The sequence below is a fragment of the Pseudomonas sp. Con_6 genome (genome assembly GCF_059379395.1).
In genome coordinates this window covers 242,304-263,303 of the sequence record NZ_CM182011.1, presented here as the reverse complement: position 1 = coordinate 263,303, position 21,000 = coordinate 242,304, and the positions used below count along the sequence as shown (strand labels likewise).

Below are 21,000 nucleotides of genomic sequence, written 5' to 3'. Positions count from 1 at the left end.
GGGATGTGCCGTTTGCTTCCGGTCACTACTGAACACAGACCAACCTGTGTGACTGATATGAGGTAGACGATCATGGCTGACAATCAAGATAAACGCGGCAATCAGGGCGGGAATGCCAATACCAACCCAGGCAATTTTGCCAACGACCGCGAGAAGGCGTCCGAGGCTGGCCGTAAAGGCGGCCAAGCGTCGGGAGGCAACTTCAAGAATGACCCTGAGCGCGCATCGGAAGCCGGTCAGAAAGGTGGCCAGGCTTCTGGTGGCAATTTCGCAAACGATCGGGAAAAGGCATCCGAAGCTGGCCGCGTAGGTGGACAGCATAGCCACGGTGGGGGCCGCAAAAGTGATGATAACAATCGCTGAGCGGCAACTACTCCTAGCGTAGGTGTTCAAGCTTCTCAGACCGTGTAAATGAGCCGGGGCGGCAACCGTCCCGGCTGCTTGTCTCCGCAAGCGCTGAAGAGGTGATAACTCCTCGTTCCGCGATGTGCAGGTCCAGCGCCTGGAGCACGAACATGAACCCGGTACGACGCCAGGCCATTGTCAGCAGCCGTAATCCTCAACAGCCGGAGTCTTAAATTCGGCTCCCGCCACGGCCTCCAAGTAGCTTTTATCAGCAAGCACCCGTAGATCTCGCCACTGCTGCCAGTCGATAAGTTTTTGCCGATCCATTTCGTCAGCACGCCTAAGGAGTTCATCGTGATAAGCGTCTGGGTATTCCCGACGCAGTCGATGATTGTCATAGATAGCGAACCAGTCATCCATATGCCGGATCCCGCTACCTGTACGCCCTACCGTTCCACCTATCGCATTCATTGCTGTACCCTCGATCTATGAAATGGAGAGTCAACACGTAGTAAGGGTTCAGGGGGGTGGGGGCGACGGTCATGATTCGGCTTTCATGGTAAGACTTCGCTCCTTCCATCCAGCCACGTATTGCCTGCGGAGGAAAACTCGCTATCGGAGCGCCAAATATAGAGAGCGAGACGCTAAGACTTTTGCGCAGTCGCGGTTCTCTATCTTCGAACAGGCGGTCTATCAGCCATACTTCAGCGATCTCCCTCGAGAGAGACCGGTATGCTTTCAACTGAATAAACCACTGTCGGAGATCGATATCCATGAAGGAATCACTCAGCGAGGCCCTGGATTCCTTGGAGCCTTTGACCAAGAAGGCGACAGAAGCGCTACGTCGGTATCACGAAGCCAAATCTATTGGATCTTCAGCCGAGAATATCGAACGCCTGAGGCTTGAAGCTGAAAGCCTTTTCCAAGCGATATCAGACTACCAGTCCGGCTTGCTTGGAGCTGCCCAAGCGACCAGGCACTGATAGAACGATCTGCATCCATCTCTTGCCCCGGAGCCGAATCCGCATCGTTTTCACAACCTGTGTGGAGCTAACCTTTACTGTGCTCCTTCGACGTCGGCCCGGTTCCACGCTTTATCCCGCGGGGACCAGCCACTCCCCAAATCGCGAGTCCAACAACGGGCAACACCACCAGTATCAAAGCCCACATCGCCTTGGTGGAGTCTGTCTTGTCACTGCGAAACACGCTAACGATCGCCCACAGGTCCACCAACAAGATGATTGCCGCCAGAGCAATCCAAAAGTACGTCACAGGCTCACTCATTGCCGTCTCTCCCTACGCTTGAAATGGCCGCCTGGCTGAGCGATTGCGACCCTCATATGCAGATGAATTCTCAGCGCGGGGTAAGTTCAGGCGGAGGCTTGTGAAGGGGATGATCGGTGCAAATCCGATGAGCCAGGCCCGGTCGGCGTCGCACTCAGCGCCGGAGAAAGCCTTTGCGCAGTCCTGCCGCAACGGGCCTCGCGAATGCAGTTGGTTGGCCTCGTCATGGGCATTGCCAACCATCAAAGGAGTGGAACCCAGCTGATGGAGAGCAACTCAACCATAGGCAAGAACCTGTGTTTAGCCCGTGGTGAGGTGATTCAATAAATGCGATTGACCTACTGATTCAAGACCACAAACTGGTGAAGAAGCTGCTCGAAGATCTCTCTAACACCACAGAGCGCGCAGTAAAGAAACGCGCTGATTTACTTCATCGCATCGAACAGGAGCTGCAGCTCCATACGGCGCTTGAGGAAGAGATTTTGTACCCAGCCATCAAGCAAGCAGGTGGCAGAGAAGAAGCCAAAATGTACTACGAGGCCAAGGAGGAGCACCGAACCGTTGACTCCTTGGTGCTCCCTGATCTGCTGCATACCGAAACCGGAGCCGTCGAGTTCGCAGGCCGAGTAAAGGTCATGAAAGAGCTGCTGGAGCACTATATCGAGGAGGAAGAAAGCGAGCTCTTCCCGACCGCCAAAAAGCTGCTGGGTAAAGACGTCCTTGAGGAACTCGGCCAGGCCATGGAGACGCATAAGAAAATGCTCAAAGGCGAGCAACGAGCCGCCTGATTCCGCACTGATCTGCCGGCCCGTGTTGGGCTGGCAGATGCTTCCGATCAAACCGAACCAGCGATTGGGTAGGGCATGGTGTACTGGATAGATTTTCTCGAGTGGCCAGCCATGGTGATGACTGTCCTAGCAGCGTGGTGCATAGGTTCACGTCGTGCAGGGAGGAGAAAGATTGGCTTCTGCTGCTTCATCGTCAGCAACGTACTTTGGAGTGTGTGGGGTTGGCACGCAGAGGCCTGGGCCCTGATCATATTGCAACTCTGCCTGTGTGTAATGAATCTCCGGGGCTGGAGAAAAAATACCCAGCTGCAGGGCTGCGAATGAGCTTCCACGGAGGACCAACCGCAGCCATCAACCTTCCGGCACCCCGCGGGGGCCGACCGTAGCCTCTTGACCCAGGCTGAGATATCGTATTGCCACTACAACGCCGCTCAACGTGATTAGCCGATCCGTGGTAGGCGAGAGAGATGGGTCAACAAGGAAGTGAAATGTCTTTGATACCGATGGAATATCAGGGTAGAGAGCAGGCGTACGTCAAGCACACCATTCTGAGAACTTACTTGCAGCGGCTGTTTATGATCATCGGCCGTAGTGAGCAGGTGATCAACTACGTCGACTGCTTCGCTGGCCCCTGGTCGGAAGAATCGGATGACCTGCGCGATACCTCCATTGGTATCTCGTTGAGCCTGATGAAGGATTGTGCGAAGTCGCTTGAAGAGCGGCATGGCGCAAAGGTGAAATTCCGCGCCCTGTATATTGAGAAAAACGACGACGCTTTTGCGAAGCTGGAGAGATTCCTGTCCCACAACACGGGCAGTGGCGTAGAAGCCAGCTGCATCCACGGCGACTACACAAAAAAAATCGCTGATATCGCGAGTTGGGCAAAACTGGGGTTCACGTTCTTCTTCATAGACCCCAAGGGGTGGAAGGTCATCACAGCGCCAGTATTGGCGCCGCTACTGGCGTTGAACAGAGCCGAGTTTCTCATAAACTTGATGTACGACTTCGTCAACCGAGCGATGTCGATGAAAGCACAGCAAGCGAACGTGGAAGAGCTGCTCGGTAAGCCAATCACTTTCTCAGGCGAAGAGACTGCAACAGAGCGGCAGCACATCATTGTTTCTCAGTACCGCCAGATGATGGGAAACCTCTACAACGGCAGGACTGCGCACGTCACCGTTGAGCGTCCAGGCATGGACCGCGTCCTGTACTTCCTAATCTACCTCACACGACACCCCATGGGGCTCATTGTCTTCAAGGATGCCGCCGAGCAAATGGACATGGTCCAGCGTGTCAGTCAGTTCGAGACTAAGCTCAGGCAACAATCGAGCAAGAGGCCTCCTGTTTATGACCTATTTTCCTCACCTGAGGATCAGCCCGAGCCAATCAACGTTCGGGACAACAGAATGCTCGCCAGAAAGTATTTGCTGACACGTCTCTCCGCAACACCATTACTGCTGGATAACGATTGCTGGGCAAACTTCCTTGCGGAATCCGACCTCTATCCGACGGACCTGCAACTTGCGTTCAAAGACTTAGCAAAAGAAGGGAAAATCAAAAACCTGGATGCGGATGTTCGTAACCGGACAAAAAAACCAGTAAGGCCTCACTGGCCAAGGAAAAGTGAACGTTGGGTACTCAGCGCAGAATAAATTTCGACAAAAAGACTTGCTAGCCTCTATGAACAGCCCAGAAACCAGGCGATGAAAAGAAAGTTTGAACACACCATGAAATCGCTAGCCAAATAATATATCAAGCAACTCTTATTTGGCTGGGATTATCGGGCAGATGTGTTATGCTTCTAACTTGGCAGGGCCACGGACAGAAATGCCAAACACAAAGGTGACAGTCATTTGAGTCGCGCCCGGTTTACATGAGCATCGTGCACGACAGGAGTTACAGTGCAATGAGTACCCAGACGAGCATAGAATGGACCGAAATGACTTGGAATCCCATCGTGGGGTGCACCAAGGTATCTCCCGGCTGCAAGCATTGTTATGCCGAGAACATGGCGCGCCGGCTGCAGGCCATGGGCACTCCAGGTTATGAGAATGGTTTCAAGCTAAGCCTGCGCCCGGAGAAACTGCGCGAGCCACTTCAGCGCAAGAAACCGACTATTTATTTTGTAAATTCCATGTCGGATCTGTTTCACGAAAAAGTCCCTGATCATTACATCGATCAAGTTTTTGACGTCATTCGTGAGGCGACGCAACATACCTTTCAAATCCTGACCAAGCGCGCAGAACGGCTGGCTGATTACTTCAGCAAGCGCGTTCCACCTACCAACGCCTGGCTTGGTGTATCGGTCGAAGACAAGGCCTATGGCGTTCCTCGTATCGACTGCTTACGCCGTGTGAATGCCACAATCCGGTTCCTCTCGGCGGAGCCCCTTCTCGAAGACCTCGGTGAAATAGACCTGACCGACATCCATTGGGTAATCGTTGGAGGCGAGTCAGGTGCGAAAGCGCGTCCCATGCAGCAAGAATGGGTCGACAACATTCATCGCCAGTGCGATATCTCCGGCTCCGCATTCTTCTTCAAGCAATGGGGTGGGTGGGGTGCGGATGGAGTCAAGCGCTCTAAAAAAGCAAACGGGCGGCTACTGAACGGCCAGACCTGGGATGAGATACCTCTGTTGAATTTAGCCTGAGTTAAAGGATTTACCGGATGGCCACGGATGAAAAGTATAAATGGAATATTTCCACCCGGACGTATCCTCAGATTGACCCCCACAGCAAGATTAAGCACAAGATCATTCAGGACTATATCCGTTCCTACATAACAGTCCTGATGAGCAACCAGATGATTCCACGAATCGGAATCAGCATCATCGACGGGTTCTGCGGCGGGGGTATTTACAAGGACGATGATGGTGTTGGCGTCCATTATGGATCGCCGATCATCGCATTGGAAACTGTGCGTGAGACAGTTGCAGAAATAAACATTCAGAGAAAGCAAAACCGCGAAGTAATTGCCAAGTACTACTTTGTAGACATCAAAAAGGACAACATTAACTACCTGAACGCGGTGCTTAATACGAAAGGATATTCGCACTTAATTGACAAGGATGTATTTCCGATCAAGTCACGATTCACCAACGCTCTCCCTACGCTGATAAGTCAGATCAAGAAATTAAAGTTTTCGCAACGTGCACTTTTCTTGTTGGACCAATACGCTTACAAAGATGTTCCCTTCTCCAGCATCCGCACCATCTTTCAGGAAGTGAAAAATGCTGAGGTGTTGCTGACCTTCAACGTTGACAGCCTGATTGACTATCTTTCTGAGCGCGAGGAAAACCGTAAGGCGCTCCAAAATATCGACCTGGAAAAATACATTCCGTGGGCAAAGCTCCGTTCTTTCAAGGCTACTATGCCCCATGAATGGCAGCACATCATTCAGCGCTTCCTAGCAGAGGGCATACTGAAAGAAAGCGGCGCGGATTTCATGACGGTATTTTTCATAACCCCGTTTGGCGCTAACCCTCGCACCTACTGGTTCATTCATCTCGCCAAGACCTATCGCGCCAACGCAGTGATGAAGGAAATCCACTGGAAGTACGGCAACCACTTTTCGCACGCAATGACGCCCGCGTTGTTCGTGGGTTACGACACCAAGCGCGATATCCAGGTGACCGATCAGCACAATCTCGGCTTCGGTGAAGAACACTTCTTCGATAGCGTCACCGGAAAACGCATCGAGAAAGAACTCTCCGAGCTGCTGCCCAGGCAGATCTACCAACAGCCCGTACAGACATTCGAGGACATGATGAAGAGCATGGCCAACGGCACGATGGCCAACGAAAGCATCGTTCGCGAGGCCCTCCACATGCCAATTCTGTGCAAGGACATCGAGGTTTACGACAAAGACAGTGGCACTAAGCGCCGCAAGGGCAGCAGCATCAAGCCCTCAGATATCCTGAGGCCGGCGGCGCAGCGAACGATGTTTTTCTTACCTCCCATCTCAATGGTCCAGAAGGGAAAGACGGAGCTCGAAGACTAGTGATTGCCGGTGACTCAACCATCCTCGACCCAGCTCACCTTGAGCTAGAGCATCCCGCCTCAGCCAAGCTCCACTGAACAAGCGTTTTTTGCCATCGAAAGAGTCATGCCAAATAGGTAGACTCGAAAGATGGCGATATAGCATGACAGGGAGTTTTGGCTTGGCTGACCAGCTTCAACGCATCGACCTCTCGTACTACCGTATCAACCTCAGGCACACCGATAGCCAGGTCAAGCTGTTGCAAGGTGACCAACTTGTCTGGTGGTACGGGCCCGTCCGGCAAAATACGAGACCTCGCTCGATCCCCTTGGTGAAGGTTCACTTCAGGCAGCTGTTCAATGATGTGCCTGGCCCACGTACGTCGGCCATCGTGCCCCTTAGCAGCTTGCCTCACTACCGCATAGGCACCATCTGGCGCAACGGCCTATGTGTCTCTGATACGAACCTAGCCTCAGACCCAGAAGATTTTGAGGTCAACTTCGACGAAGAGGGCTGGTCATTCACTTCCAGGGCAGAGCTGGTCAAGCTGGGGACCCCGCACCTATTCCACCACGATGACTATCCGCTGCAGTATCAGCAAGATCGAACTCGGCTGCTCAGTTTCAAGCTGGGTAATAGCAGAAAAAACCTGCTAATCCCTTGCACGGAGTACTTTATCCGCGCCTACGCCAGAAACATGGAGGTTTGCCGAGCCCTAACCACACTCCGATGGTCGGACGTGATGTCGGTGTTCTTTGATGAGCCGCAGCGTGACGCGTATAGATGGGTGGTCAAGCCCTCTTGGAAGATGCGCTTCTACGATGCAGTCTTCCTTGCACACCTGCTGTATGACGACTATGCAGCTCGCCGCATTAGGCACATCAACGCTCAATTCATCTCTCAAGACCCCTCCACCCAGATCTTCATGGAAGCTGGACCATGGTTCCGTGGCAAGGGACTTCTGCGATGCCGCGGACGTTGGATCAACGAAGGCAACACCTTCCTATGCCTGAGTCTGGGCGGCTCCAGTCAACCAGAAGGTGAAGACATCGAATGGCTGACAAAGAAGTTTGATAGCAGCGGTGGAAAAGAGGGCGGGCATCTAGTCCTGCCACGACCAGTCCGCACAGCGGAAGCGGAAGAGTTTCTCAACGAGCACTCTCACATGGCACCGGACGGCCATTCTGAGACGATCATCGTTAAACCTCCTCCCTTCAAATTGCTTGGCCCAAAACGCCCAATCAAGAAGAAGAAGGACGTGATCAAGGCCGGCCGCAGCCGGCTCGGCCCCAATCCGCCTGAAGCTGACTCCCACTCATCGGGGGAAGGGACCGGTGCTGGTAAGAACGTCGGAAAGCTTGAGCATGCAGCTGAAGCCGAATTGGAGACGCATGGTTTCCTCTATGACATCTGGAACGCGTTCAAATCCATCATGGTGGACAACCCCGGTAGGGTGACCAAGGTGAACTGGTACACGCCATCCAAATTCCGAGACCAAGGCCCCCCAGGCCGAATAGTGCTACGCCCTACGATTGACTGGACCCCCGAGGACAAGACCGCCCCTGGGTGGGTGTACCTGGATAAGAAAACCGGCGAGTGCCGCGGTGTAATGGTGTTGCGGATTGAGGTAGATGGCGAAAACTACTTTTGCTTCGAGGTACAACCGACCAAACCGGACAAGGCCGAGTATTCGGGCGTGCTCATGAAGTCTCATGTCACCACACTCGAGGAGTTCGAAGAGTTCGTGCAGCAACTCTGTTCGCGAGTACGCTACGTCGTTGGACGATTCAAGCACATGGAGTCGTTTTTCCCTTCTGGAACGAAGATTTTCAAACACCACCAAAAGGATGCCAAAGTGCTGTACCGCAGCCGGCTGATCAATGCATTCAAGGAAATTGGCGTGGAGCTAGAGTGACTCAAAGTGAGTGATCGCCCCGCTGATAGCTGTTTGCAGAAGGTACCCAGAGGATCTTGTCCTCATAGGTGACGTTGTAGCCGGCCACCCCGCGGTATTCCTGCACCTGGAACACAAGGGTTTTACGGCTCACCCTCGGCAAATCATGGAAGTAGGCCAGCCCCTTCACGATCCACTGTACTTCGAAGTCGTCACCGGCGGCTTCGCTCAATAGCTCCACCAGCTCCCGTTCAGCCCTCTGCCGCCTGGCCTGGGTTAGCCAATGCGAGTCCGGTTTAGCCTGCAGTTTGAGCCCATACCGCTTATTCAGATGGCCGACGAAGCCGGTAACCGCTGCTACCTGGCCAGGCGATTCTCGCCAGAACGACTCCAGGTTTTTCTGCGTAGGGAAGGCTCCTAGCTTCAACTGGGCCACCTTGAGCAGATTGGCCGCCGGACGCGCCGCCAACCTGACTGAACGCACACCAGTGCCGCTGTGCTCCATTTTCGCCATCAAGGTGTCGACATACTCGTTCAGCAGTCGAGCGGACCAAGCGTCGACGGGCTCGGCGAGAATCGCCGCAAGCCGGCCCCGCTCCGTATCCTGCTCACGAAGCTGAGCACTGATGGTGACCCTGCCGGTATCGACCAGGAAGCGCATGGGGTTCTCTGCCTTGCGGAGACCTCGAGCACCAAAATGCTGTAGCAGTTGCTCGTACGAAGGGACTGCGCCCCAGCCGGCATCGAGCGCCTGGAAAAATTGATAGTGGCCGTTGATTTTCAGAGCGGCCTTATGTGGACCGGATCTATCTAGCAGCCACTCGCCAAACTGGGTGTAAAGCGCATTTATGCCATCGTTACTGAAGCCGTTACCGTTTATGACCAACCGCTTGAGGAGAACACTTTTCCATCCACACGCTTCGCATTCCCGACCACGTCCGGCAGGCATCAGAATGTGGCACGAGGCGCAAGGGTGGTCAGGCTGGGAGGTACAAGCCCCGCATCGCGCGACACCATCATCCCCAGTGATCAGCACGCGATGGCGCCGGCAGCTCGGGCAGGTAGCCTTCGCTGGCCCACTGCACGTCGGGCATTGGCGCAGTCCTGTTGATTTATTTCTGGCCAGCCGCTGAGAGAGTTTTCCACAGACCTCGCAGTGGTCAGCAGTGCGGAAATAAGGCACACAGGATCCGCAGACTGGTCCGTACTCAGTTCTCAACCTGGTTTCAAATTCGGTCTTACCGCATCTCACGCAGGGACCAGCCCGCTCGCAACCACGGCAACGTGCTCCTGGATCGAGGACTGGAAGTCGAGCAAAATCACCACAGCCAGGACACATGCGCCGTTTGAAGAGCCGCGGATAGCATGTATCGCAGTATCGCTTGCCCGCGTGAACTCGCTTGGCCTTGGCCATCTCGCGTCCGCATCCATCACAACCCGCCTGGGTGGATGTGTCATGAGAGGTCATTTCTACGCATCCTTCTCTGCAATCGATTCCACATCCGCCACACTTCTAGAGGCGCGCGAGTATGGTTAAGACCTTCTCGGCCAGGTTTGTGCGGGGAGTGCTGGGTAAGCTCCGAGAGCATCTGCTCAAGAATGTGGGGCACTCCAAACGGCGGTAGGGGAAAAGCAGACACGGGTAGTTCAGCCTCCGTTGCTGAATCCACGAACCGCTCCGGACCGGCCTGCATTATCTCCCAGGCTTGGCCTAGCAGCCCAGCACGTTCAGCAGGCGATGCGTACTCAAACGGCAACCCCAGCGATGAAGACTTCAGCTCAGAAGCATCTACACCGATTGCCTGGCAGAACCGCCGCATTTTACCCGTCGGCCCCCGCGCTGCAGCCTTCAGGAAGCTGATCATGACCCGCGCAATGCACATCCACTCCGAGAAGCTCAACGACATCCCTCCGTAGGGCACGGTGGAATGGCTCGCAGCGTCGGCGAACGTCTGAAATGCCACGGCGGATTCAGACGCTGGCCTTGAGAGAGTACCGCCCAACGAATCTCCACAATGGTGACATTTGGATAGTGGTTGATCAGCACGCAAGCGACCTGGCTGCAGCGCCGAAAAGCAGCTAGGGCAACGATCAATCAGCAACACGCGGTGCCTGGGACAAGCGGTGTGCCACGCAAGCCTATTCTGCTGCCGGTAGTGAGGAACAGGCTCCAACATGCAGCGAGTACAGCAAAGCAATCCGCCTGCATGAGATCGGCTTCGACACCCCAGCGGCAGAATCCAGGGCAACAGCGACGATCTCTGAGCGGCAGGGTTTGGAGACAAAATCTGAATGATTGGCCAGAGCGTGCTGGCCAATAGAGCCTGTGCGCTGAGCCCTGCCATGGCGGCCAACACATCGAGGTTAGCCCAGGCATGCATGCGGTCCAGATCCACAGACCATACCTGGGTACCTGGCCAGACAATACTGGTCAACGTACGCGGCTCGCAGCCATGGGCATGCGCAGTTCTCAACAGCCAGGAAGAGAACAGCTCGTCAGGCAGGATCGAAGGTGTGAGAGGCCACCGGGGTGCTAGACAACGCGCTCCCGGATGCCAAGTGTAGGACGCTTCCACGACTTACTCTCGATGAGTGGTCGATCGATGCATTCCTTCCCAGAATTGATGGCTTCCGTGGCACATTCGAGCAGCAGGCCGTGCAGGTCACCCGTATTGCCGCCCGAAATGGAATGAATCAGCTGAGCCAGCTCTGGCTTGTAGAGCTCCGAGGGCCGCTTGAGTGGCAGAACTGCCTCGAACGACTTCAGCAGGCGTTGGAAATCCGCGTTCAACTTCCAAGTCTCCAGCTTGATGACGTCGAAGCGACTGGCATGCTGCGGATCAAGGTGCAGGATCTGCACGGCATCACGAGTGCCTACGCCGACGATCGGGATCATCAAGGTATTGCACAGCATCTTGAGGGCGTTCATGACCTCACGCTGCTTCGTGGCGGAACCGGTGAGCATCGAGTGCACTTCGTCGATGATCAGCATCCGCACCTTGAGCTCGCGCAGGGCATGGATAACCTGAAACCTCAGCGTGACCTTGGAGTCGGTGGTTTTGTATGGCATCCACATACGATCGAGGATGGCAATGTACAGATCCTTCTCCTCGGCAGACGGAGGTGCTTCAGCCAGAATGATCGGCCGCACCGGCTCGGAGTTCTCGTCGACGTAGCCTTGGCCATGGGTCTTCTCGAAATGCCGAACGATGGTGGTCTTGCCGTTGTTGGGGTCACCGACGATGAGCATATTCGGCATCCTCGGCCGCTTTGGAGCATCCAGCAGGCATTCCAGGCTGTCCAGGATATGGTGGGCCGCCTTGTAGCCAATCCAACGAGGCTCCCCCATAAACAGGATCCGCTCACGAGCCGATAGCTGCAAAACGGGCCTGAAATCGGCATGCAGGTGGGCGTACTCAGTCATTGGATATCACCAATCAGGTCAACGTCATCGAGCAGTTGCTCTTCGCCCGTAAGAAGAGAAGGTACCGCTTCCACACGTTCTTTGACAGGCCGTGCCGGCGTGATGTTTTTGGTGTGCACCTTGTGCTTCTGGGCATCACGACGTGCCTTTTTGGTACTCGCTGACGCATCCTTCACGATCTGGCGGCGCTCCAAAATGAGCCTGCCGATCAACGCTTCATCGATGTGCTGACGACCTTCATCAACCGCCTGTTTCTTGGCTGCTCGGAACTCCCAAAGGGTTGCAGCAGGGAAGGCTTGGTTGGCCACTGGCACACGAAAATATTGCTTAAGCACAGGATCGTAGAACCAGATAACGCTGATATCGCGAGGGTCACGCCTAAACACGAACTTGCGGGCCTGGCCGGTGGCGGGATCCGTCGTACCGATCCAGTGACGCAAGGCCTCCGAGTAGTAGTACACGTCAAGCTGAACACCGTAGTGCTGGACGGTACGGCGGTAAGAAGGCATGAAATCCAACTGCACCGTGAGTGGGTCTGCTGGTCGAGGCGGAACACTCACCAAGGCATCGACACCGCGGCTACCGAAGAAGCCAAGGTGCCATTTTCGCGCGGGAGGCATGTAGATCCCAGAGTGAACACGGTTGTGGTAGATGATGATCGTCTTGACCAACCACTCCTCAAACTCACTCATCGTGAGTGCGGCGTGCTTGTCGGAGTCGTAGCCGGCTCTATCAGGCACGCTGCTATGGGTGGTGCCTGGAAGCTCATGCAGTTCACGCATGAAGGTGCCCAACAGCCGTTCGATATGACCGCCGTACTTGGGTCGTTTCACCGGACGGAACTGGTTCTCGATGTTGTAGTTAGAACACGACCGCCGGAAGTTCTCAGCCTGGAAATCAGGGCCGTTGTCAGTGTGCACTATGCGAGGGAAGCCCCAAACCGGCCATTCTCCACGAACATTGTGGAGGTTCAGCCAGGCTTCCTTCGGCAATATCGAGTGCGCCAGGCACATCCCGACAGAGATCTCTGAAGGATCTTCGAGGGCCAGGTAATAACCGGTAATCATCCGGGAGTGCACGTCGATCGCAAGGCTCAGCCACAAGCGTCCAATCGGCTTGCGATGCCGGTCATCCACAATGATGAGGTCGATCGGGGTGTGGTCGATCTGGACTACCGCCAGCGGATAGTCCGCACCTGGGAATTTGCCGACGGAAGGCGTGAAGCGGTTACGCGCCTCGTCCGCAAAACCGCGCCGGCGTAACACCACTTTCTCGGGAATGCGTTTTATCCTGGCCCTGACCGCCGATGCGCTGGGAGGGGTAAAACCAAGGGCTTTGGCCTGCGTTTCGATTTCTTTGATAGTCGACTGGATCGAGTGGCGCTGTGAGGTTAGATAGTGCTCTTCGATCACGGCCCCAATCAGATTGTCCGCCTGGGCACTCAGCCGGCTATTACCCGATTGCCAGCCGCGCTTGCGGGGCACAAGCGCTAGCACCTCTTGCCAACTTTGATAGCGGTCCAGCCACCGATAAAGCGTGGCCGCGTCGACACCCACTTCCTTGGCGCGCTCGTCGACGCTGCTTCTTGGAAGCACCGAGTCACGCAACAGCGGCTTGATTGCTGAGAAGCGCTTCTGGGCAACAGCCCACTCATCGGAGCTGATTGTCGAGATGTCATAGTTGACGTACAGGCCGTCAACTCTCTCCTGCTCCACAGGCTCCAACTCGGAGATTCGAAGCGATACGCTACGGCCAGATTCGACCTCAATGCCTACGACATTCTGAAGGTCGAGCAGTTGAACGATTTGGTAGTTCTGCTTATCACTACGGACCGTCGCGCCTACCTCGATACGCACGCGCTCCCTGGAGGGTTCGAAGGGGACCAGGTGCTCATCGGTGTCGATGTCATAGATGTTCATACCGTGGCCGTCCAAATCTCGAGGAATTCGTTCAAAGGTTCGGTGATGTCGCACTCTACTCGCCCAGTAGCGATCAGATGCCACAACAGCGCCACCCCGCGGTCCCGGTATACGCCTTTGAAATGGCGGGCTAGGAGGTAATGCACCGGAGCGAACTCCATCTCCTGGAGCGTTTTCAGGACCATCTCAATGTCTTCGCGATCAAATTCCAACCGTTCGAACCGTTCGAGGAACGTGATGTTCTCAAGCGGAAGTCCGCGAATACGCGATTCGTCATAGATGCTGAAAGTCCAACCTTCGTGCCGCGCATAGCGGCGAGCGGCCTTCCACTTTCCAAGCCAGGTACGCCAGTTCTTGCGCCATTCGTAGGCTGGCTTAACCTCGACCAGCATCGGCTTGATGTAGTCCATATAGTCAACGTCAGGCAGCTGGCGGTAATGAACCAGGAAGTCGGGAGTGTAGGTCTGAGGACGCCCGCGCGAATCGAGAAAGTCGACGCGAACAGGCTGTGCGATTACCGATTCGACACGATGGGAGAACCTCATCCGCTTGAGGAAATCGCGCTCCAGCAACGACTCGAAGGGGATGCCGCCGACACCTCGGAAGGGTAAAAAGCCAGATACGCTGCGGCGTGTCGGCTTGATCGGCCGGACCTGTTTAATCTGGTCGCAGCTATTTCGAATAGTTTTCAATCCTGTCGCATCCAATTAGAAAATTTCTCGCATCTATTTGTGCAATCGAAAACGGCGCTTCGTGCCCTCTAGCGTAATGGTTTCGCATCTATTTCGAAAGCCTACAGTGGGTCTCGCCCGACGCCCGGCGAAATTACCCTGGCTCATCACGGTGTGCTCTTCCTGGATGAGCTTCCGGAGTTCGAACGCCGGGTGCTGGAGGTGCTGCGCGAGCCCTTGGAATCGGGCGAGATCGTGGTGGCGCGGGCGCGGGACCGGGTGCGTTTCCCGGCGCGCTTCCAACTGGTGGCGGCGATGAACCCCTGCCCCTGTGGATATCTCGGCGACCCTACTGGTCGCTGCCGGTGCAGCAGCGAAATGGTCCAGCGTTACCGCAACAAACTCTCCGGTCCGTTGCTGGACCGCATCGACCTGCACCTCACCGTTGCCCGCGAGGCCACCGCCCTGTCACCCGCCAGCAGTGACGGCCCCGACAGCGCAACGGTTGCCCGGCAGGTCGCCCTGACCCGCGAGCGGCAACAACAACGGCAAGGTTGCGCCAACGCCTTCCTCGATCTCCCCGGCCTACGCCGGCATTGCGGGTTATCCACAGCCGATGAGAGATGGCTGGAAACCGCCTGCGAGCGATTGACCCTGTCGCTGCGGGCGGCGCATCGGTTGTTGAAGGTGGCGCGGACGTTGGCGGATCTGGAGGAAGTGGAGGATATCCGGCGGGAGCATCTGGCGGAGGCGTTGCAGTATCGGCCGGCGGGACAAGAGTAAATCCGGGTAGCTCAGACGAGAGTGTCAGGCTTCGGATGAAGCGATCTTGAAACGTACAATGTTCTGTACCATGATCGACTTTCATACCCCCGAACACCCTGGTCTGTCCCAGGAAGGAAACAACACAATGCAAGTACTTACTTTCAGCGAGGCGCGGGCCAACTTGAAACAGACTATGGATGACGTTTGCCGGGACCACGAACCGGCAGTAATCACCCGCCAGCGAGGCGAACCAGTGGTTGTCATGTCCCTTGAGGACTACAACTCGATGGCTGAAACCGTCTACCTGCTGGGTAATGAGAAGAATGCCGCGTGGCTGCGCGAATCCATTGCTCAGCACAAGGCCGGGAAGGCCTTCGTACAGGAGGTTTCTCTGAATGTCCCAACAGAAGACTAAACAGCGCAACAAGGAGGAGGCTCGACGCGACGTGTCTGTCTCGTTCACTCCTCACGGCTGGAAGGACTACCAGTATTGGAAAACCAATGATGAAGCCATCTCCATTGCTTTGGATCGCTTGATCTCCGAATGCCTGCGGACACCTTTCACAGGCACTGGAAAACCTGAACCCCTCAAAGGTGACTTAAGCGGGTACCACTCTCGCCGAATCACCAAGGAGCATCGACTGATCTACATGTACGAAGCGGGGACATTGACTGTCATTGCCTGCCGCTATCATTACGAATGAGGCTTAGCTAATGAGAAGTGCCTGAAGGAATTCGGCCACAGAGCATTGTGAAATCTGTTGTTTCGAATGACATTTGAGACCTTTCGGCGACCACTCACCCCGAGAACCCCATGCCCTACCCCCTCTTGCTCGGCGCCTTCCTCCTGCTCCTCGACCTGCTCCTCTGGCGCGCCATCCCCGTGGAGCGCCGCAACTGGCGCACGGCCGCCCGGGTCGTGGCCTTCCTGCTGTTCACCGGGGTACTCCTGAGCGCCGGCATCAGCCCGCTACAACCCCCACCCTGGCCCGAAGACCTGGCCCGCAACCTGATCGCTACCGTCCTGGAAATCACCTGGTGGCTGTTCGCCGCGCGCACGCTGACCGTGGTCATCGGCCTGCTGCTGATCGCCCGCAGCGGCCACACCGGCCGCCTGCTGCAGGACGTATTGGGCGCGGTGATCTTCCTGGTCGCCATCGTCGCCGCAGCCGCATACGTGATGCAGCTTCCGGTCAAAGGCCTGCTGGCGACTTCCGGCGTCATGGCCATCGTGATCGGCCTGGCCTTGCAGAGCACCCTGAGCGACGTGTTCTCCGGCATCGTCCTCAACACCACCCGCCCCTACCAGATCGATGAGTGGATCAGCATCGACGGCACCGAGGGCAAGGTGCTGGATGCCCTGGAGAAAACCCTGCAAGGCAGCAGCGCGCTGCTCTCTACCCCGGCGCCGAAGGCCACGATCAAGACCTCGACCCTGGAATCGGTGGAGTACGAGGCCAGTGGCTTCGTCGGCTCGATGGGCGAGAAGACCAGCGTGCGCAACCAGATGTTCGACCTCGCCCACCGTCACCTGGTGGCTGCCGGGGTGATCTGGAACCCGGAAAGCGATGCGCGCCCGTGGAGCCGCCAACGCGGCCTGCTGGAAGACGTGCGCATCTTCCGCGCCCTGACCAGCGAGGAAAAGGACAGCCTGAGCCAGCGCATGATCGCCGTGGAATACCCGGCGGACCAGATCATCCTTGGCGTCGACGAGGCTTCCGATCACGTGCTGGTGATCGGCACCGGCGTGGTCTCGGCCTCGGTGCGCGATGGCGAGCGACTGCTCGAAGCCGGGCGCATGGGCCCGGGCGAAGTCCTCGGGCTGGAAGGCCTGCTGGACAGTGAAGCGTCCATCGCCGAATTCCGCAGCCTGACCAGTTGCCTGCTCTACCGCATCGACAAGGCCGAGGTGCGCAGTTGCCTGGAGCAGCGCGATGAAGTGAAGACGGCGCTGAGCAAACTTCAGCGTTTCCGTCAGGACAACAGCCAGTCGCTGCTGCTACAGCGACCGGCCGAGGTCAAGAAAGGCGGTTTCCTGCACTGGCTGCAGCGCAAGGCCTAGAGCACCACCCGCAGGCATTGCCCGGCGTGATACAGCGAGAACCCGGTCTCGTAGAAACCGGTGCGCAGCGCAGGCACTGCCACCGGCTTCATCGGCGAGAACGGGATCGGCAGCGTGGCCGGGTCGTCCTGCATCAGGAACTGAGCGAAGGCCTTGCCGATCACCGTGCCGGTGGTGTTGCCACGACCGTTGTAGCCGGTGACCGCGACAATTCCCGGCGCCGGCTCGAACAGGCGCATCAGGTGGTCCGGGGTGAAGTCGATGCAGCCGGTCCAGTGCATCTCCCACTCCACCTTGCCCAGTTGCGGGAAATAGTGGCTCTGGATGCGGTCGGCCCAGCTGCGGATGAACCAGGATGGCTTGTTGTCGACCCGGCCGAGGCTGCCCAGCAGCAGGCGGCCCTGGTCATCGCGACGGATGCTGCTGAGCACGGTGCGGGTATCCCACGAGCCCTGGCCATGCTTGAGTACATTGTCGGCGGCGGCACCGTGCAGTGGTGCCGAGGCGACCTGGTAGTAGTAGCCGCGGAAGAAGTGGCGCTGCAGGTCGGTCCAGTCGCCTTCGGTGTAGGCGCCGGTGGAGATGACCACTTTTTCGGCCTGCACCGAGCCTTTCGCGGTCTTCACTCGCCAGCCCTGGTTGCCTGAGCGCTCCAGCCCCTGAACCGGGGACTGTGGGTAAATGCGGCCGCCCAGGCGTTCCACCGCTTCGGCCAGGCCGCGAGTGTAGCCCATGGGGTTGATGGTGCCGGCGCGGCGGTCGAGCAGCGCGGCGGCGATCTGCGTGGTGCCGCAGTATTCCTCGCAGCGGGCGCCGGTGAGCAGTTCGACGTCAGCGCCGCGTCGGGTCCATTGTTCGTGGCGGGCCTGCAGGTCGGCGACACCGGTGGCGTTGTGGGCCATGTGCAGGGTGCCTTCGTTACGCGCCTGGCAGTCGATACCGAGACGTTCGATCAGGGCGAAGACTTCTGCCGGGGCTTCGCCCAGAACCTTGTTCAGGCGGCTGCCCTGTTGCTGGCCGAGGGTGGCCTCGACCTCGTCTGGACGGATCCAGGTGCCGGCATTGACCAGGCCGACGTTGCGCCCGGAGCCGCCGTGACCGATGTCGCGGGCTTCCAGGAGGACCACGGACTTGCCCTGTTCCAGCAGGTGCAGGGCGGCGGAGAGGCCGGTGATGCCGCCGCCGATGACGCAGACATCGGCCACGGCGTCGCCGTTCAGGGCCGAGGCGAGGGCCGGGGGTGGAGTGACGTATTCCCACAAGCATTGTTGACGCAGGTCGGACATGGGCGGGTCCCCGGAGCGAATATTGATTTTGTTATCTGGGGCCGGTTTGCGGCCCCCTTTCCATCAGTCGAAGACGATGCCCTGGGCCAGCGGCAATTCCCGGGAGTAGTTCACGGTGTTGGTCTGCCGGCGCATATAGGCCTTCCAGCTATCCGACCCCGACTCACGCCCGCCCCCGGTCTCCTTCTCGCCACCGAAGGCGCCACCGATCTCCGCGCCGCTGGTGCCGATATTGACGTTGGCAATGCCACAGTCACTGCCCGCCGCACTCTGGAAGCGCTCGGCCTCACGCAGGTCAGTGGTGAAGATGCACGACGACAGCCCCTGCGGCACCTCGTTGTTCAGGCGCAGCGCTTCCTCGAAATCATCGTAGGCCAGCACATAGAGAATCGGCGCGAAGGTCTCGTGACGCACCACCTCGGTCTGCCCCGGCATTTCCACGATGGCCGGCGCCACGTAATAAGCGTTCGGGTACTGCTCGGCCAACTGGCGCTCGCCACCGAAGACCTGACCACCCTCGTCCCGTGCGCGGGTCAGGGCATCCTGCATCGCCTGGAACGACGCCTTGTCGATCAGCGGACCAACCAGGTTGCCTTCCCGCGGATCGCCAATACGCACCTTGCCGTAGGCAGACTTCACCCGCGCAACCACTTCGTCCTTGACCGAACGGTGCACGATCACCCGACGCAGAGTGGTGCAGCGTTGCCCGGCGGTGCCGACGGCACTGAACAGCACGGCACGCACAGCCAGGTCGAGGTCGGCGCTGGGGGCGAGGATCATCGCGTTGTTACCGCCCAGCTCAAGGATGCTGCGGCCGAAGCGCGCGGCCACCCGTGGTCCGACTTCGCGGCCCATGCGGGTGCTGCCGGTGGCGCTGACCAGCGGCACGCGCGGATCGTCCACCAGCGCCTGGCCGGCGTCGCGGTCGCCGATGATGACCTGGCTCAGGTCCTGCGGCGCGTCACCGAAGCGGGCCAGGGCTTTTTCGAAAAGGGCCTGGCAGGCCAGCGCGGTCAGCGGGGTCTTTTCCGACGGTTTCCACACCACGGCATTACCGCAGACCAGCGCCAGGGTGGTATTCCACGCCCACACCGCGACCGGGAAGTTGAAGGCGCTGATCACGCCGACCACGCCCAGCGGATGCCAGCTTTCACGCATGTGGTGGCCAGGGCGCTCGGAAGCGATGGTCAGGCCGTAGAGCTGGCGCGACAGGCCGACGGCGAAGTCGCAGATATCGATCATTTCCTGTACTTCCCCCAGGCCTTCCTGGGTGATCTTGCCGGCTTCCACCGAGACCACCTCGCCGAGGTCGGCCTTGTGCTCGCGCAGCACTTCGCCGAACAGGCGGATCAACTCACCGCGACGCGGCGCCGGCACGTTGCGCCAGGCTTCGAAGGCCTGCTGCGCCCTGGCGATCTTCGCGCCGACTGCTGTAGCCGGCTCCAGGTGCACCGAAGCAATCACACTGCCGTCGATCGGGGTGTGAACGGGATGGTTGCCGTTGGTGTAGGCACTGACCGGGACACCCAGGCGGGCAAGCAATCCATCAACCATGTTGTTCTCCTGCAAGGCGGTGAGAGGTTGTAATCATTGTCAGGGATCAGTATTAATCCGATCACCAAGCCTCAACAAACGACCTTTATTCCGCACATCATTCCCTCAGGTAATGAATCATGTCCAAACGCCTGGTCCCGTCGATGGCCGCCCTGCAGTGCTTCGAGGCCGCCGCCCGGCACCTGAGCTTCACCCGCGCCGCCGAGGAGCTGCACCTGACCCAGAGCGCAGTGAGCAAGCAGGTGGCGCAACTGGAGGAGATGCTGCGCCATCACCTGTTCCTGCGCATCCGCCGCCGCCTGCAACTGACTCCCGCCGGTGCGCTGTACCTGGCCGAGGTGAACAAGATCCTCACCCAGGTCGACATGTCCAGCCGCTACATCATGTCCTACGGCGAGCAGACCGAAGTGCTCAAGGTCGCGACCCAGCCCAGCTTCGGCGTGCGCTGGCTGATCCCGCACCTGAAGGGCTTCGGCAAGCGCCACCCGAACATCCATCTGGATATCCGCAACGAGATGGAGCCGTTCTCCCTGCTCCAGGCCAAAGCCGACGTGGTGTTCTTCTATGGCCAGGGCACCTGGCCTGGGGCAACCTGCATCGAGCTGTTCGGCGAGGACGTGGTGCCGGTGTGCGCACCGGAACTGCTGCCCGGCGGCGCGCTGAACGACGCCAGCGAACTGTCCGGCCTGGTGCTGCTGCAAAGCACCACGCGCCCGGAGGCCTGGCACGAATGGTTTCTCGAACAGGGCCTGCATTCGCCCAACAGCTACCATGGCCCGCGCTTCGATACCTTCCATATGTGCCTGAGCGCGGCGCAGGCCGGCTGCGGCGTGGCCCTGGTGCCAAGCTACCTGGCCGAAGCCGACCTGGCCGAGGGCAAGCTGGTGGTGGCATGGCCCCATCGCATGCGCAGCAACGGCGCGCACTTCCTCGCCTTTTCCGAGCATGCCGCCGAAGTGCCCAAGGTGCGTTGCCTGGTGGACTGGATCGCCGAGCAGGTCGCCGCCGACAAGTCCTGAATTTACGGAAT

At 57.9% G+C, this 21,000-nt stretch carries 21 protein-coding genes and 1 pseudogene; 13 read left to right on the top strand and 9 right to left on the bottom strand.

What is annotated here, in order from left to right; all coding sequences use genetic code 11:
- Positions 1-72 precede the first annotated feature (72 nt).
- Entirely contained in the window at positions 73-363 is a 291-nt protein-coding gene (locus tag AC5QPF_RS01150) for a KGG domain-containing protein (RefSeq protein WP_494961653.1), read from the top strand.
- Positions 364-543: 180 nt separating this feature from the next.
- Here the strand turns inward: AC5QPF_RS01150 and AC5QPF_RS01145 are convergent, their stop codons facing one another.
- Positions 544-765, bottom strand: coding sequence for a hypothetical protein (locus AC5QPF_RS01145; RefSeq protein ID WP_494961652.1), 222 nt, complete (start codon positions 763-765; stop codon positions 544-546).
- Between the two features lie 353 nt (positions 766-1,118).
- Between AC5QPF_RS01145 and AC5QPF_RS01140 the strand changes: the two genes are divergently transcribed.
- Positions 1,119-1,328 (top strand): hypothetical protein, encoded by a 210-nt coding sequence (locus AC5QPF_RS01140; protein ID WP_494961651.1) that lies wholly within the window; start codon positions 1,119-1,121, stop codon positions 1,326-1,328.
- Positions 1,329-1,395: 67 nt separating this feature from the next.
- Here the strand turns inward: AC5QPF_RS01140 and AC5QPF_RS01135 are convergent, their stop codons facing one another.
- The gene (locus AC5QPF_RS01135; RefSeq protein ID WP_095158376.1) at positions 1,396-1,629 is read right to left on the bottom strand and encodes a PLD nuclease N-terminal domain-containing protein; all 234 of its coding nucleotides are present in this window, start codon (positions 1,627-1,629) and stop codon (positions 1,396-1,398) included.
- Between the two features lie 323 nt (positions 1,630-1,952).
- On the opposite strand from AC5QPF_RS01135, the gene AC5QPF_RS01130 reads away from it, so the two are divergent.
- From AC5QPF_RS01130 to AC5QPF_RS01105, 6 genes are all read left to right on the top strand, one after another.
- Positions 1,953-2,417: a PA2171 family ribosome-binding persister protein gene (locus AC5QPF_RS01130; protein ID WP_494964103.1), complete on the top strand. Its 465-nt coding sequence runs from the start codon at positions 1,953-1,955 to the stop codon at positions 2,415-2,417.
- Between the two features lie 75 nt (positions 2,418-2,492).
- Positions 2,493-2,741 carry a hypothetical protein gene (locus AC5QPF_RS01125; RefSeq protein WP_494961650.1) on the top strand — a complete coding sequence of 83 codons (249 nt, stop codon included), beginning with the start codon at positions 2,493-2,495 and terminating at the stop codon, positions 2,739-2,741.
- A gap of 164 nt (positions 2,742-2,905) precedes the next feature.
- Complete coding sequence (gene tcmP, locus AC5QPF_RS01120; RefSeq protein ID WP_494961649.1) at positions 2,906-4,069, top strand: three-Cys-motif partner protein TcmP; 1,164 nt, start codon at positions 2,906-2,908, stop codon at positions 4,067-4,069.
- 254 nt (positions 4,070-4,323) lie between these two features.
- Positions 4,324-5,067, top strand: coding sequence for a DUF5131 family protein (locus AC5QPF_RS01115; RefSeq protein ID WP_494961648.1), 744 nt, complete (start codon positions 4,324-4,326; stop codon positions 5,065-5,067).
- A gap of 17 nt (positions 5,068-5,084) precedes the next feature.
- Positions 5,085-6,416: a three-Cys-motif partner protein TcmP gene (locus tag AC5QPF_RS01110; RefSeq protein ID WP_494961647.1), complete on the top strand. Its 1,332-nt coding sequence runs from the start codon at positions 5,085-5,087 to the stop codon at positions 6,414-6,416.
- 160 nt (positions 6,417-6,576) lie between these two features.
- Complete coding sequence (locus tag AC5QPF_RS01105) at positions 6,577-8,310, top strand: hypothetical protein (RefSeq protein ID WP_494961646.1); 1,734 nt, start codon at positions 6,577-6,579, stop codon at positions 8,308-8,310.
- Position 8,311: 1 nt separating this feature from the next.
- Here AC5QPF_RS01105 and AC5QPF_RS01100 read toward each other — a convergent pair whose 3' ends face one another.
- The 5 genes from AC5QPF_RS01100 to AC5QPF_RS01080 form a co-directional block, all read right to left on the bottom strand.
- A complete protein-coding gene (locus AC5QPF_RS01100) occupies positions 8,312-9,238 on the bottom strand; it encodes a hypothetical protein (RefSeq protein WP_494961645.1) in 927 nt (308 codons plus the stop codon).
- 505 nt (positions 9,239-9,743) lie between these two features.
- Positions 9,744-10,865: a TniQ family protein gene (locus tag AC5QPF_RS01095; RefSeq protein WP_494961644.1), complete on the bottom strand. Its 1,122-nt coding sequence runs from the start codon at positions 10,863-10,865 to the stop codon at positions 9,744-9,746.
- On the bottom strand, positions 10,823-11,713 hold the full coding sequence (locus AC5QPF_RS01090; protein ID WP_494961643.1) for a TniB family NTP-binding protein: 891 nt from the start codon (positions 11,711-11,713) through the stop codon (positions 10,823-10,825). Before AC5QPF_RS01090 ends, AC5QPF_RS01095 begins: the two co-directional genes overlap by 43 nt.
- Complete coding sequence (locus tag AC5QPF_RS01085; protein ID WP_494961642.1) at positions 11,710-13,632, bottom strand: TnsB C-terminal domain-containing protein; 1,923 nt, start codon at positions 13,630-13,632, stop codon at positions 11,710-11,712. The genes AC5QPF_RS01090 and AC5QPF_RS01085 overlap by 4 nt, the downstream gene beginning before the upstream one ends.
- Positions 13,629-14,177, bottom strand: coding sequence for a TnsA endonuclease N-terminal domain-containing protein (locus tag AC5QPF_RS01080; RefSeq protein WP_494964102.1), 549 nt, complete (start codon positions 14,175-14,177; stop codon positions 13,629-13,631). Before AC5QPF_RS01080 ends, AC5QPF_RS01085 begins: the two co-directional genes overlap by 4 nt.
- Positions 14,178-14,432: 255 nt before the next feature.
- Between AC5QPF_RS01080 and AC5QPF_RS01075 the strand changes: the two are divergent.
- The 4 genes and pseudogenes from AC5QPF_RS01075 to AC5QPF_RS01060 all read left to right on the top strand — a co-directional run.
- Positions 14,433-15,086 (top strand): annotated as a pseudogene (locus tag AC5QPF_RS01075) (ATP-binding protein); the annotation flags it as partial.
- A 127-nt stretch (positions 15,087-15,213) separates the two neighbouring features.
- Positions 15,214-15,483 (top strand): type II toxin-antitoxin system prevent-host-death family antitoxin, encoded by a 270-nt coding sequence (locus AC5QPF_RS01070; RefSeq protein WP_494961641.1) that lies wholly within the window; start codon positions 15,214-15,216, stop codon positions 15,481-15,483.
- Positions 15,464-15,772: a Txe/YoeB family addiction module toxin gene (locus tag AC5QPF_RS01065; RefSeq protein ID WP_494961640.1), complete on the top strand. Its 309-nt coding sequence runs from the start codon at positions 15,464-15,466 to the stop codon at positions 15,770-15,772. The genes AC5QPF_RS01070 and AC5QPF_RS01065 overlap by 20 nt, the downstream gene beginning before the upstream one ends.
- Before the next feature lie 110 nt (positions 15,773-15,882).
- Positions 15,883-17,130: a cyclic nucleotide-binding domain-containing protein gene (locus AC5QPF_RS01060; protein ID WP_494961639.1), complete on the top strand. Its 1,248-nt coding sequence runs from the start codon at positions 15,883-15,885 to the stop codon at positions 17,128-17,130.
- On the opposite strand, the gene amaA is transcribed toward AC5QPF_RS01060, so the two are convergent.
- Together amaA and amaB are read right to left on the bottom strand one after the other, a co-directional pair.
- A complete protein-coding gene (gene amaA, locus AC5QPF_RS01055; RefSeq protein WP_494961638.1) occupies positions 17,127-18,416 on the bottom strand; it encodes an L-pipecolate oxidase in 1,290 nt (429 codons plus the stop codon). The two genes, AC5QPF_RS01060 and amaA, sit on opposite strands and share 4 nt — an antisense overlap.
- Before the next feature lie 63 nt (positions 18,417-18,479).
- Positions 18,480-19,970: an L-piperidine-6-carboxylate dehydrogenase gene (amaB, locus tag AC5QPF_RS01050; protein WP_494961637.1), complete on the bottom strand. Its 1,491-nt coding sequence runs from the start codon at positions 19,968-19,970 to the stop codon at positions 18,480-18,482.
- A gap of 119 nt (positions 19,971-20,089) precedes the next feature.
- Between amaB and AC5QPF_RS01045 the strand changes: the two genes are divergently transcribed.
- A complete protein-coding gene (locus tag AC5QPF_RS01045) occupies positions 20,090-20,989 on the top strand; it encodes a LysR substrate-binding domain-containing protein (protein WP_494961636.1) in 900 nt (299 codons plus the stop codon).
- The last annotated feature ends 11 nt before the right edge of the window (positions 20,990-21,000 follow it).